The sequence below is a fragment of the Flavobacteriales bacterium genome, assembly GCA_016704485.1.
Taxonomy (GTDB): Bacteria; Bacteroidota; Bacteroidia; order Flavobacteriales_F; family PHOS-HE28; genus PHOS-HE28.
This window is the reverse complement of sequence record JADJAA010000004.1, coordinates 12,348-26,400: the sequence shown is the minus strand read 5'-3', so window position 1 is coordinate 26,400 and position 14,053 is coordinate 12,348. Positions and strand designations below refer to the sequence as shown.

General features: G+C 50.5%; 8 protein-coding genes and 1 pseudogene. 7 read left to right on the top strand and 2 right to left on the bottom strand.

Features of this window, described 5'->3' with window-relative positions; translation table 11 throughout:
* The first annotated feature begins 18 nt into the window (after positions 1–18).
* From IPF95_17880 to IPF95_17860, 5 genes and pseudogenes are all read left to right on the top strand, one after another.
* Complete coding sequence (locus IPF95_17880; protein MBK6476552.1) at positions 19–1,119, top strand: M42 family metallopeptidase; 1,101 nt, start codon at positions 19–21, stop codon at positions 1,117–1,119.
* An 18-nt stretch (positions 1,120–1,137) separates the two neighbouring features.
* Positions 1,138–1,854 carry a hypothetical protein gene (locus IPF95_17875; GenBank protein ID MBK6476551.1) on the top strand — a complete coding sequence of 239 codons (717 nt, stop codon included), beginning with the start codon at positions 1,138–1,140 and terminating at the stop codon, positions 1,852–1,854.
* Between the two features lie 150 nt (positions 1,855–2,004).
* Positions 2,005–2,439, top strand: coding sequence for a GNAT family N-acetyltransferase (locus tag IPF95_17870; GenBank protein ID MBK6476550.1), 435 nt, complete (start codon positions 2,005–2,007; stop codon positions 2,437–2,439).
* A 202-nt stretch (positions 2,440–2,641) separates the two neighbouring features.
* Positions 2,642–4,591 (top strand): S9 family peptidase, encoded by a 1,950-nt coding sequence (locus IPF95_17865; protein MBK6476549.1) that lies wholly within the window; start codon positions 2,642–2,644, stop codon positions 4,589–4,591.
* Positions 4,592–4,712: 121 nt separating this feature from the next.
* Positions 4,713–6,274 (top strand): annotated as a pseudogene (locus IPF95_17860) (IS1182 family transposase).
* 362 nt (positions 6,275–6,636) lie between these two features.
* Here the strand turns inward: IPF95_17860 and IPF95_17855 are convergent.
* Entirely contained in the window at positions 6,637–7,461 is an 825-nt protein-coding gene (locus IPF95_17855; protein ID MBK6476548.1) for a T9SS type A sorting domain-containing protein, read from the bottom strand.
* A 306-nt stretch (positions 7,462–7,767) separates the two neighbouring features.
* On the opposite strand from IPF95_17855, the gene IPF95_17850 reads away from it, so the two are divergent.
* A complete protein-coding gene (locus IPF95_17850; protein ID MBK6476547.1) occupies positions 7,768–10,536 on the top strand; it encodes a CotH kinase family protein in 2,769 nt (922 codons plus the stop codon).
* A gap of 13 nt (positions 10,537–10,549) precedes the next feature.
* On the opposite strand, the gene IPF95_17845 is transcribed toward IPF95_17850, so the two are convergent.
* A complete protein-coding gene (locus IPF95_17845; GenBank protein MBK6476546.1) occupies positions 10,550–11,953 on the bottom strand; it encodes an FAD-binding protein in 1,404 nt (467 codons plus the stop codon).
* A gap of 268 nt (positions 11,954–12,221) precedes the next feature.
* On the opposite strand from IPF95_17845, the gene IPF95_17840 reads away from it, so the two are divergent.
* Positions 12,222–13,850 (top strand): hypothetical protein, encoded by a 1,629-nt coding sequence (locus IPF95_17840; GenBank protein ID MBK6476545.1) that lies wholly within the window; start codon positions 12,222–12,224, stop codon positions 13,848–13,850.
* The last annotated feature ends 203 nt before the right edge of the window (positions 13,851–14,053 follow it).

Sequence of the window (14,053 nt, the reverse complement as noted above, 5' to 3'; positions counted from 1 at the left end):
TGGACCAACCCCACTTCAATGGCAAAAAAGACAACGAAGCCAAGCATTCTGAACAAGAAGTCGCTCGAATTTCTGGAGCGTTACATCAACAACCCTTCACCTACTGGTTTCGAAAGTGAGGGACAGAAGCTTTGGTTGAGTTACCTGAAGCCTTACGTGGATGACCATTTCGTGGATAACTACGGTACCGTTGTTGGTGTCATCAACCCAACAGCCAAGTACAAAGTAGTGATCGAAGCACATGCGGATGAGATCAGTTGGTTCGTTCATTACATTACCAACGAAGGCTTCATCTATGTGCGTCGCAACGGAGGCAGCGATCACATCATTGCTCCGAGCAAACGGGTGAACATCCATACGGAAAAAGGTATTGTAAAGGCGTTGTTCGGTTGGCCCGCGATCCACGTGCGTGGTGGTAAGCCCGAGGTTGCACCAACCTTGGAAAATATCTTTTTGGATTGCGGTTGTGCGAACAAGAAAGAAGTTGAGGCCTTGGGCATTCATGTGGGCTGCGTGATCACCTATGAGGATGAGTTCATGATCTTGAACAAGAAACACTACGTAGGCCGGGCCTTGGATAATCGCATGGGGGGTTTCATGATCGCTGAAGTAGCGCGGTTGTTGAAAGAGAATAAGGTGAAGCTTCCATTCGGTCTCTATGTGACCAATAGTGTGCAAGAGGAGGTGGGACTGCGTGGTGCTGAAATGATCGTGGAGCGGATAAAACCTGATCTGGCGATCATAACGGACGTTACGCACGACACCCAGACCCCGATGATGAACAAGATCCAGAGTGGTGACATTGCATGCGGAAAAGGCCCGGTACTGTGTTATGCACCAGCTGTTCACAATAATCTTTTGAAGCATATCGTTACCACCGCTCAAAAGGAAAAGATCCCCTTCCAACGATCGGCAGCAAGCCGTGCAACTGGAACGGATACCGATGCTTTCGCTTATGGTGCTGCTGGTGTTCCAAGCGCATTGATCAGTCTGCCTTTGCGTTATATGCACACCACAGTCGAGAGCGTTCACAAGGATGATGTGGAGAATGTGATCCAATTGATCTACGATTCGGTGAAGACACTGAAAGCCGGTGCGGATATGCGTTATTTCAAGTAGTACCTGGATCAGTTCATCATGAAGTTAGAGCTTCCCGATAACGCGCGAGAGGCTTTTCAATTCCTTGCAATAGGTGCGGGCGTTGTGTTAGCGATCCGGTTAGCGATCGCTTTGGTCGTCCTGATCGCGAGTACGACAGAAGCGGATCCACTTATTGCTGCCATTGCTAACTACCGCAATGGCTATGCATTGCTGGACCCACATACGTTGGTAGTAGGTGGCATGGCGATGATGCCCCGTGTGGCTGTGGCAATTTTGTCTATTGTGATCACAGCCTTGGTCAGTTCCACTAGCGGATCGTTGATCTCAACGCTGATCAGACGAAGTGCTATCAAGGGAGCAGTTCTGGGAGCACGCATAGGTATGGTACTGAGTACAGGTTGGGTGATCTATGCGTTGCTTGCACTTCCTCCTGTTTCAGTTCAAGTAGGTGCGCATGGATTGACCGTAGTTGAACGGTATTCATTTTTAGGTGCGTTGTCCTATCCATTAGGATGGGATGAACGCGTGATCAATTGGTCGGACGTCGAGATCATTGCGGATCAGGCTGAAACGGACTCAAGCATGCGGAATAAGGCCCAAGTGGTCATGGTGAGTTCCGGCACGGAATGGATCCGCATAGCGCAGCTCATGGATGGATTCTCACGCAGTGATACAGGATCACTGGATGCAGATAATGAGGCACAACGGCTTATTGAGCAATTGACGGTTCTACAGGCATCTGCAGCACGTTGAAGCATAGTTGCGGAGCACAATAACCACGGAACACGCGTGTATTTTGATCAATTCGCGTACGAAGGCCACTCGTTGAATCACAATGGTCGTAACTTGGGTGATAAGGACTTGCCTACAGTAGGGCGATCGCCTCAATTTTGTCACTCTCCCATGCATATCCGATTCATTAAAGCGGAAGCTACCTACCCGTTACGCCTCATGGTCTTACGACCGGGTGGTATTGTGGAAGACACCCATTTCCCGAACGATCGGTTGGAAGGTGCATTCCATTTGGCCGCACAGATACACCAACAGCTGATCAGCGTGGCCTCGTTCTATCCAGAGAAGAACAGTGCGTTATTGGGTTGGAAACAATACCGTTTGCGTGGCATGGCCACGCATCCGGACTTTGCCGGCAAAGGTGCGGGGAGCCTATTGATCCGGTTCGCATTGGACCATCTCAAAGCCCAACACGCTGATCTGGTCTGGTGCAATGCACGGTTGCTCGCCGTTCCGTTCTATAAAAATATGGGATTCGAGACAATAGGCGAGCAATTCGACATTGAGGGCATCGGACCGCATTACTTGATGCATAGACCTGTTTAGCGAATAGTTTATTTGCTCTGAACACGATCGGATCATTTGGGCATGATCGAGGTTGTATGAAGATCAGTAGTGTACGATCATCCATCCCCTTCATCTGCCGTTCATGGATCTTTACGGACCCGAGCCAGGTTTCATTTCATCTTTACGATCACTTTCACCCATAAAGCCGACCATGAACTATAAATTGACTACTGGAATTGCAATGGCTGTTGCTGCCACGGTGCTCGTTTCCTGCGGAACGGGTACGCCAGAGAAAACAGCTGAAAAGCCGATGGAAGCACCACCGGCCAAGATCGAAGTGAACGACTTCTTCAAGAACCCGGAAAAAGCAAGCTTCAGGATAAGCCCGAACGGCGAATACTTCAGCTATCGTGCACCTTGGAATAATCGCATGAACGTATTCGTGCAGAAGATCGGTGAGGATACTCCGACACAAGTAACGCATGATACCATCCGTGATGTTGGCGGGTACTTCTGGAAAGGCGACCGGATCCTATACACACGTGACATCAATGGCGATGAGAATTACATCGTGTTCAGCGCGAGCATGGATGGCAAGGATGTGAAGACACTGAGCCCGGAGAAAGGTGTTCGTGCTGGCGTTATGGACGATCTGCACAATATTGCTGGAATGGAAAAAATGGTGATCGTGCAGATGAACAAGCGCAATCCAGAAGTGTTCGACCCCTATTTGGTGAACATTGAGACAGGTGAGACCAAGGCGTTGTACAACAACAAGGAGAACTACGAAAATTTCACCACAGATCACACCGGTATGATCCGTTTGGCGAGTATGACAGATGGAACGGACCAAGTGCTCTACCATCGAGCGAATGACAAAGAGCCTTTTGTGGAGATCAAACGGACCGGATTCAAGGACAGCTTCGCTCCATTGTTCTTTACGTTCGACAATAAGAACCTGTATGCGAGCAGCAATCTCAATGGCCGTGATAAATCCGCGATCGTGGAGTATGACATTGCAGCCGGAAAAGAAGTGAAAGAGATCTTCGCGAATGCGGATTACGACGTGGACAATTTGAACTATAGCCGTAAACGCAAGGTGCTTACGGTCGTATCATGGACCGGAGCCAAGAGCGAACATGCCTTCCTCGACAAGGAGACCGAAGCGCTGTGGAACAAGCTCGGTGCACAAATGGAAGGCTATGAATATTGGGTCTATGGCGAGAATGACGATGAAGACAAATTCATGGTCTGGAAAGGCAATGACCGCATGCCAGGGAAGTACTACTTCTATGATGCGAAGACCGAAAAGACCGTGGAAATGGCCACGCTTTATCCCTGGTTGAATGAGAATGACCTTGCTGAGATGAAGCCGATCCAATACCAAAGCCGCGACGGGCTGACGATCCATGGCTACCTGACCTTACCGAAAGGCCGCGATGCCAAGATGCTCCCAGTGGTGATCAATCCGCACGGTGGACCTTGGGCACGCGATGATTGGGGCTATAATTCCGAAGCTCAGCTTTTGGCCAACCGCGGTTACGCTGTGCTCCAAATGAACTTCCGTGGCAGCACTGGGTACGGTCGTGCGTTCTGGGAAAAGAGCTTCAAACAATGGGGCAAGACCATGCAGGATGATATTTCTGATGGAGTGAAGTGGTTGGAGAAAGAAGGTATCGCCGACCCCAAGCGCGTTGCGATCTATGGCGGTAGTTATGGAGGCTACGCCACATTGGCCGGACTCACCTTCACGCCTGAACTGTACGCTTGTGGCGTGGATTACGTCGGTGTAAGTAACCTGTTCACTTTCATGAATACCGTTCCACCCTATTGGGAGCCGTTCAAGAAAATGATGTACGAAATGGTAGGCGATCCGCAAGCCGATAGCTTGTTGATGCACGCTGCCAGCCCAGTTTTCCACGTGGATAAGATCGCATGCCCGCTTTTCATTGCTCAAGGTGCAAAGGATCCTCGTGTGAACAAGGACGAAAGCGACCAAGTGGTTGCTGCATTGAAAGCCCGTGGCGTTAAAGTACAATACCTCGTAAAGGAAAATGAAGGCCACGGTTTCCACAATGAAGAGAACCGATTGGAGTTCTACACAGCTATGGATAAATTCCTGGATGAGCACATTGGCAGCGGATACAAAGCCGCTGCATCAGAATCAGAGGCCGCTGCGGAAACGCATTGAACGGACCGAGAGTTTCAATAAGAACCGGGGGCTGTCTCAAAAGAGGCAGCCCTTTTCATTTTGTTGAAAAGCCGTTGGAAGTTGATCTTGACAACTCGTTTTGGGTGATCGACCTTCGGGCATGGCTTCACAAAGAAAAGTCGTGTTCAAGGACTACGACCCGAGTCAAGCGATGCTCTTGCCACCATCGTTGGAAGAACTCATCTCAAAGACACATGCCGTACGTGTAGTTGGTTCGGTTATCGACCAGATCGACATCGGTTCGCTGGCCGACACGTACAAGGGTGGCGGCACCTCTAGTTACCACCCGCGTATGTTGCTCAAGGTATTGGTCTATGCTTACCTGAACAACATCTACTCCTCGCGTAAGATCGAGGCAGCGATCCAGGAGAACATCCATTTCATGTGGCTTGCCGGGATGAAGCGTCCGGATCACCACACGGTCAATCGGTTCCGTGCCCAGCGGCTCAAGAACCACATCAAAGAAGTGTTCAGCCAAGTGGTTCTGTTGTTGATGGAAGCGGGTCATGTGGATCTCAAAGCAGTGTACACCGATGGCACCAAGATCGAGGCCAATGCCAATAAGTACACCTTCGTTTGGGCCAAGAGCATTGCCACCAACAAGAAGAAAATGAAAGCCCAGTTGGAGGAGCTCTGGAACTACACCCAAGGAGTAGCCGCTGAAGAACTACAGGGCGATGACCCCGGTGAGATGGAAGAACTCGACCCGAAGAAAGTGGCCCAGACCATTGATGCGATCAACGCCGCGCTCAAGGACAAGAAGATCGATCCGAAGACCAAGCAAAAGCTCTCTTACGCCAAGAGGAACTGGCCGGACAACGTGCGCAAGTACAAGATGCAAGAGTCCATCTTGGGCGAGCGCGGTAGCTACTCGAAGACCGATCGCGGAGCCACCTTCATGCGCATGAAGGACGACCACATGGGCAACGGACAACTCAAGGCCGGCTACAACGTGCAATGGAGCACCCAGAACCAGTTCATCATACACTACAGCCTACATCAGGACACCACCGACACCAAGACACTGATCCCCCACTACAAGGAACTACAAGCCCAGTTGGGCAAACTGCCCCAAGCGGCTGTGGTCCGCCGCATGGCGGAGCTATGGCTCGGAGCAGAATTACGAATACTTGGAAGGCGAGGGCGTGGAGGCTTTTGTGAAGTACAACTACTTCCACCGTGAACAACAAAAGAGCTACTGGGAAAAACACCCCTTTGTACAAAACAGACTCCACTACAACGCTGCAAGGAACGAGTATACCTGCCCCATAGGCCAGCCCATGCGGCATATCGGTGACCAGCGCTCAACAACAAAGGCCGGGTATGTGCAAACCGTATCGCGCTACCAAGCAAGCAACTGCGCCACATGCCCCATGAATGGTGTTTGCCACAAGGCCAAGGGTAACCGGATCATCGAAGTGAACCATCGGCTTAACGAACTTAAAGCCCAAGCCCGAGAAAAGCTCACCAGCGAAGAAGGTCTAATGCACCGAAGCGCTAGACCGGTGGAAGTGGAATCGGCCTTCGGTAACCTCAAGCAGAACAAAGGCTTCACCCGGTTCATGCTAAGGGGGACTCGACAAAGTCGCCTTGGAAACCGGACTACTTGCAACTGCGATCAACCTGAAGAAGTTGGTCAGGATCGCTTCAAAAAAGGGCTGAGGAACGTCTAAAAAGTGCCTTGGGTTCGGTCCTGTCCTTTACACGGGCAAGGCCGCAAATAATCCCGATCTGGTAGGTCTCTGAATCAGCACCACATCCAATCCCCATCAAAACAAGAAGGGGCCATCCCTTTCGAGACAGCCCCTTTTTTTTATGGCCGCGCCGGATCTGGGACGAACTATATTTTCAGTCCCGCGTAGTGAATAACCGATCCTTGACCACTATTTGATCACCGTATTCACGGATCGGAATATCCCGCTTGGAATAGCCCGCTTTCAGAAGGAATAACGGATCGTTCTATTCCATTTAGCACAGCAGCTGGTCATGGCACTTCCCGCTCCCACCTTTCCGAGTAACGCTGCCTACTGCTTGATCACCTTCAGAGTCTGCACCCCTTGTTCGCCGATCCGGACCGAATACGCACCAGCCGCAGATCTACTTAGATCGATGGTGGTGCTTACATTGTTGAGTTTCCCGGATGATACTTGGTGGCCTGCTTGATCCGTGATCATGAACATGGACCCCACCAAGCTGCTGGTCTTGATCGTGATCAGGGCCGTGGTTGGATTAGGAAACACGGTAAACGCCCGCTCGGTGGTGCCCAGTTCGGCAGTTGACGTGCTCAGCGCTTCAGGGACCAAAAGGGTGGATGTGTAAATGGTGTCCTCGTTCTGGGTAAAATCCGAGTTGGTCACGTTGAACGCACCATAGAAGGTAGCACTGCCTGTTCCCTGCGGTGGAGCTATCCAATCGAATGTCCAAGTCCTGGAATCTTCCCCTTCGATCCCATCAAAACTATGCGTGATATAGTTGGAACCGGCACCATTCAGCTGTGTTTCCGTACCGGTATTCACCAATGTTCCGATGAAGTCCCCATCAGGATTCTGGGGTGAGATCTCGAATCCGAACCTGGTGTGCCCTGCACTCGCGATCATAGCGGTTATGGTGTAGGTGGTATTGGGCGTATACCCCTCAGCCGGAATATCCGAAGTGATCAGCCCAATGACTGGTGTTGCGTGTGGCCCTTCATGACAAGCGGTGCAGGTAAGGGACCCACCCGCAGGGTCTCCACAATATCCTGCGATCGCGCCTCCCGCATTCTTGTGTACAACAGAACTGGGATCATTGAAGGCCATCAACGCTACGGTTACGATGCACAGGGTAATGATCGGTATCGTCTTTTTCATAGGGCAAAGGAACAGCACATGTTCAAACTGTTCAAGCGCTAAGTTCCATGGTATCCCGGATCCGCGATGTGACGATCGTCACAAGTCAAGGAAGGATCACCGGGAACGTCAGATCTGGCAGAACAGATACTTCCACATACCTTAGCAGCGGACCACGTTATCGCCTTTCTGCGTCAGGCACCGGAATTCCATCTTACTACGTCATCTTCAGGTAAGCGCAAGAAGCGGTAGGAATCCCTGATGCCCACGAACCAAACCGTCCCGAGATCCTGCCCACTTGCTAACTTAGCTGACCATTGATCATCCATGACCTTGATATCTATCCGAACTACCCTTGCTGCGCTTATACTTACTGGCTGTGCTGCCTTGCCAATTGCGGCTCAGGTGGTCGTGAACGAAGTATGCGCCAGTAATCTTAATGACCTAACGGATAACTTCGGGAATACTGAGGATTGGTTCGAGCTTTACAATACCGGGGCCGCGGCGGCGGATATAACAGGGTGGTATGTAAGCAATAGAGCGGGAAATCCATTGAAATGGCAGATCCCTATCGGCACGGTCATCCCTGCTGGTGGTCGGCAATTGTTCATTTGCAGCCAACGCAACGAGGTTTCGGGAGGGTTCATACACACCAATTTCAATCTGGACCAGACCGATGGCGACCATATTCTGCTGAGTGATGCAAGTGGGACCGCTGTTGATGATTTCGAATTTACGCCTACCACACGCACCAAGACGGGTCATAGTAGGGGCCGCACAACAGATGGCGCAGGGACGTGGTCGTTAATGACCGCACCGACACCGGGGAATGCTAACGCGGGCGCGGTTGCTGAATATCTTGAAAAACCAGTGCTTACGCCAGCTGCTGGATCCTATGGAGGGGCTCAGAGCGTTACGATCACTGGACCAGTTGGAGCGACCATCCGCTATACCACCGATGGTTCCGAACCGACTGCCGCATCCACTGCGTATGCGGGAGCTATTGCGGTAAATGTAACGACCGTGATCCGCGCGACATGCTTCGGCGCGGCTGGTAGCCTTCCCAGTTTTATTGAGTCGAACAGCTACTTCATCAATTCAGCGCATACGGTTCCGGTATGGAGCATTGCTGGTGATCAGGTTGATGACCTGTTGAACGGCAACGGGGGAATTCAGCCTTTCGGGAGCATTGAATACTTCGGGGAAGATGGAACGTTGCGCGATGAGGCCGTTGGCGAATTCAACGAGCATGGTCAGGACAGTTGGGCTTATGATCAACGCGGATTCGACTACATCACCCGCGATGAGACCGGGTACAATAATGCGATCCACTACCCCATCTTCCGCACCAAGACACGCGACAAGTTCCAGCGGTTGATCATTAAGGCAATGGCCGGAGACAACTACGAATTCGGCCCTGGGCAGCCCACGCACATACGTGATGCATACGTACAAGCACTTAGCCAACAAGCCCATTTAGCTGTTGACGAACGGAGTTACGAGCCGGGCGTTTTGTATGTGAATGGCCAGTTTTGGGGCGTGTATGATATCCGCGAAAAGGTGGATGATCACGATTTCACCAAGTACTATTATGATCAGGACAAGTTCAACATCCAGATGATAAAGACCTGGGGAGGAACGTGGAGCGAGTACGGTGGACCACAAGCCCAAACGGATTGGAATGCCTTGCGCACCTACATTGCCACCAACGACATGGGCGACGCGACCGCTTTCGCTTATGTCGACGAACAATTCAGTTGGAAGTCGCTGGTTGATTATTTCTGTTTGAACAGCTATACCGTTTGCGCAGATTGGCTGAATTGGAACACCGGTTGGTGGCGCGGAATGGACCCGGCTGGTGATAAGAAAAAATGGAGGTACATTCTATGGGACATGGATGCCACCTTTGGGCATTACACCAATTTCACAGGCATTCCCGATCAAAGTCCCAATGCTGACCCTTGCACTGTGGAGGATCTTCCAAACCCAGGAGACCAAGGCCATACGGATATCATTGAAAAGTTGATCAATGAGAACCAAATGGTGCATGACTACTATGTGAACCGTTACATCGATCTAGGAAACACCTACTTCAATTGTGACTATATGCTCCCGTTCCTGGATAGCTTGATAGGGAATATTGCACCTGAGATGCCGGGACAAGTAGCACGTTGGGGCGGTTCGGTCGCAGACTGGCAGAACAACGTACAAACGCTTCGCACATTCATAGAAACACGGTGCGTGGTGATCGAAACAGGTCTAGTGGATTGTTATGAGCTTGAAGGACCGTACGATGTGGTCTTCAACGTGGATCCTCCGTTAAGCGGAACATTGGAGATCAACTCGCTTGCGCCGGAAACCTATCCGTTCAGTGGATCCTATTACGGTGGGATCGAGACCACGTTGATCCCATTCCCTGCGGATGGTTGGGTCTTCGACCATTGGGAAACATTCAGTACCAATACCATTCTGCCTTCAACAACGGATTCATTGGTAACAGTGGATATCCTTTCTGCGGATAGTATCGTAGCGCACTTCAAACCACCAACGCGGTATGATGTCATGCTTGACATGTTTCCGAAGGAAGCTGGAAGCATTACGTTCGATGGTATGAACTACACGGATTTCCCGCAATTGGTCAGTGCTCCGGAAGGCATGGACATAGACTTCAATGTGGACAGTGCGTTGTATTACAACTTCCTGTATTGGACGATCAAGAACAACGTTTACACACCGGCAGACACTACGCTACCGGCACTCACCGCGCAGTTCTGGAGTACGGATACGATCATCGCATGGCTGAAGCCGATGGACTATGTTTACTACACACCGAATGCCTTCACACCGAATGATGATGGCATCAACGATGTGTTCTTTCCGGTGAACAATGTAGTGGACCTAGAAACGTACGAGCTCAGTATTTTCGATCGCTGGGGAGGCCAGATCTATCAAAGCACGGATCCTGCCGAAGGATGGGACGGAACATCAGGCAGTGGGCCAATGCCAGCTGGAGTTTACGTCTATCGCGCGAACGTGGTCGATGCTATAAAGAAGGACCATTACGAGCTGTTCGGGCATATAACGTTGTTCAGGTAATTCTTGGATCCGATCACGGCAAAACCTTTCCAGGATTCATGATCCCTAAGGGGTCGAAGACTTCTTTCAAACGTTTCATCAATTCCAATTGCACGGAATTGAATGCAATATCCATATAAGGCCGTTGCACCAATCCAATACCATGTTCGCCACTCAGCGTTCCGCCCAAGGAAACAGTTAGTTCGAAGATCTCGCGAATAGCTTTTGGTAGCTCGTTGGTCCATGCGTTATCATCAAGGTCTCCTTTAATGATGTTCACATGCAGATTGCCATCGCCTGCGTGACCGTAACACACGCTTTTGAAACCATAACGAGCGCCGATGTCCTTGACTCCCTTCAATAATCGTGGGAGTTCGTAGCGCGGCACCACGGTATCTTCTTCTTTGTACACGCTGTTGCTTTTTACGGCCTCCCCTACTCTACGGCGCATATACCAAAGCGCGTCCTTCTCCGCATTCGTTTCCGCGAACAACACCTCTTGGCACTCGTGCTTTTCCATCACCGCAAGGATCGTCTCACAATCCCGCATTACGACATCGGCATATTGACCGTCGACCTCGATGAGGAGATGAGCGGCTGTATCATCTTCCACTTTCACATGAACGCCGGTCACGAATTTCAGTGTCCAATCCAAGGCATCACGTTCCATGAATTCCAACGCACTGGGAACAATGCCGGCACGGAACACAGCGCTTACGGCCTCACATGCTTTTGTAGCCGATCTGAAGGGCACCAACATCAACCTGTTCTCCTTGGGTAATGGTATTAAGCGGAGCACGGCCTTCGTGATGATCCCGAGCGTGCCTTCGCTACCAACGATCAAGCGCGTAAGGTCGTAGCCCGTACTGTTCTTCAATGTATTTGCACCGGTCCAGATCACTTCACCGCTCGGAAGCACAACCTCCAGGTTCAGGACAAAGTCGCGCGTAACACCATACTTCACGGCTCTTGGTCCGCCAGCATTCTCGGCTAAGTTTCCACCAATTGTGCAACTTCCACGGCTGCTTGGGTCCGGGGCGTAATAAAGTCCCTTAGCGGCAACAGCTTCCTGTAGAACTTGCGTGATCACACCGGGTTCAACGGTCACTTGCAGATTGCGTTCATCAATGTCGATGATCGCATTCATCCTATCCAACGTAAGAGCTACACCACCATGTACACACAACGCTCCTCCACTCAAACCTGTTCGGGCACCGATCGGTGTCACTGGGATCCCGAATTGCGAACAAAGCCGGACCACTGCGGCCACCTCATTCGTCGTATCTGGTCTCACAACAACCTCCGGAGGGTAACTGAGATCCTCTGTCTCGTCATGTCCATAATGAAGCAACTCGTCCTTACCCACAAGAATTCCATCGGACTTCAAAATGGTGCTCAACCCACTTAAAAACTCACTTCCCACCCGACCAAATTCCATTGTTGACAGGTCCAAAATTGAACTTGGCTACGAATGTAATGCCATTCCAGAATGAAGGAGTTGAAGAACTCAAACGCTTGATCTGAAAATAATTCGCTTCCGAGGGCAACCAGAGGCCACCTTTCAGATCGGATTTCGTCATACATTTGAGAATAGTTGCGTTCGTAGGGAAGTTGGAGAACATACAGGGCATTCATCGGGATCGATCCTGTATGCTATTTGAGGTGGAACAAACGCGTTTTGATACGTGAATTAACCTTGTTCGACCATGAAAAAATTTGCTTTTTTGTTCCTTCTGATCGGTACAGTTGCGCATGCCCAGAACGTTGGGATAAATGCTACGGGAGCAGCTCCCGCCGCTTCAGCCATGTTGGATATTACCAGCGGCACAACGGGCCTCTTGGTTCCACGTGTTCTTCTAACCTCGATCATAGTTGCAGCGCCTGTAGTTGCACCAGCAAATTCATTGCTAGTGTTCAACACGAATACGATAGCAGGTGTGAATGGAGTTTCTCCGGGGTATTATTATTGGGATACACCAACCTTGAGATGGATCCGTTTTGCAGCCTCCACGGATGCTTGGACAATTCTGGGCAATGCAGGCACTGTGGCTACAACGAACTTTCTTGGAACTTCGGATAATGTGGATCTGGTTGTACGTACGAACAATATTGAGCGAATGCGTGTTCGCAACAATGGATATGTTGGGATCAATCAACCATTACCAACGCTAGCCCGATTGGAGGTTGCAAGCGGCACGTTTGATGCAATTAATGGACACAGTAACAATGTTGGCGGGTATTTAGGTAGAGAAACCAACATTACATTCGGTGCACCTGTTCAATCCTTGTTGGGCGCTGGGGTTTATGCATCCAATCCAGCGGCAGGCTATACATCGACTTTTGCACAGAGTACGGGTGCAGCCACGGTTGCTGCGGCCATAACCTTTTCCGACGTTTGGATCGCATCATACAACTATGTTCAGAACAATACTGCCGGGTTCAATCCACCTAGCCTGTATGGTCAATTGAATGTAACCAACGCTGGCCTAGGAGGTGATCAAATAGCGATCAGAGGGTATAGTGGAAGGGGAGTGACAGCAGGAAACCCAGGATATACCTTAGGATCTTCGGCAACTGCAGATGCTCAGAACCAAGATGCCTTTGGCGCTGAAGGCGTGGCATTCAGCAACACGCTGACCAAAGCCGGAGGCTATTTCGAATCATACACTTATCCCGGTATTAATCAAGCATTTGCTTATGTTGCTACCACTGTGGGTGGCATAGCAAGAAAGATCACTGGTACCAACGCAGTTAGTGAGATCATACCTACTGCGGATCACGGTCGCATCCTCCTCACGTGTCCGGAATCTCCTGAATACTGGTATCAGGATTACGGAACCGTCCAATTGGTAAATGGTCGTGCACATGTTGCGCTCGACCCCATATTGGCCGATATCATCATGGTAACTGAAGACTATCCAGTGCGTGTATTCTGCACACCAGTGGATATGTTGGAATTCAACGGTATTACCATGACCAATAGAACTCCAACAGGATTCGATCTTGTTGAATTGAATGGCGGCGTGCATAGCGGTACCGTTGAGTACCAGTTGGTCGTAAAACCCAAGACCGGATTCGGTGAAGGCAGGTTCCCACAAGCTCCAGGTCCAAGGTGGTTAAAACCAGAACAGGAGCCGGCCATAGCGAAAGCCGCGAACCAAGTTGACCCGGCCAATATCTTCTACTGGCCGAGTGATCAGGAAGTGTACGGAATTGACCCTGCTCGCCTAACAGCTGTAGGAAGTATCGTTCCTGCAGGCGTACACCATGGAAAATACAAGGTGTCAGAAGGTGTATATCTGCCTGGCATGCCCGCTCAGATCCCTAAGCCGTAGAATGGCAATGGCAGCTCATGATCGGAATTTCTTACGTAAAGACCAATGTATTGCTACAAGCACTATTCCCGATCCCAAAAGGCATATCAAATGTGGATACACACCATTGATCAAGGCACTTTGACCCGTGATCATTGACCATTCACCACACCGGACAGGTTGCGGATCAAGTTGATCCATAGGTTGACCATTCACTTCTTTTC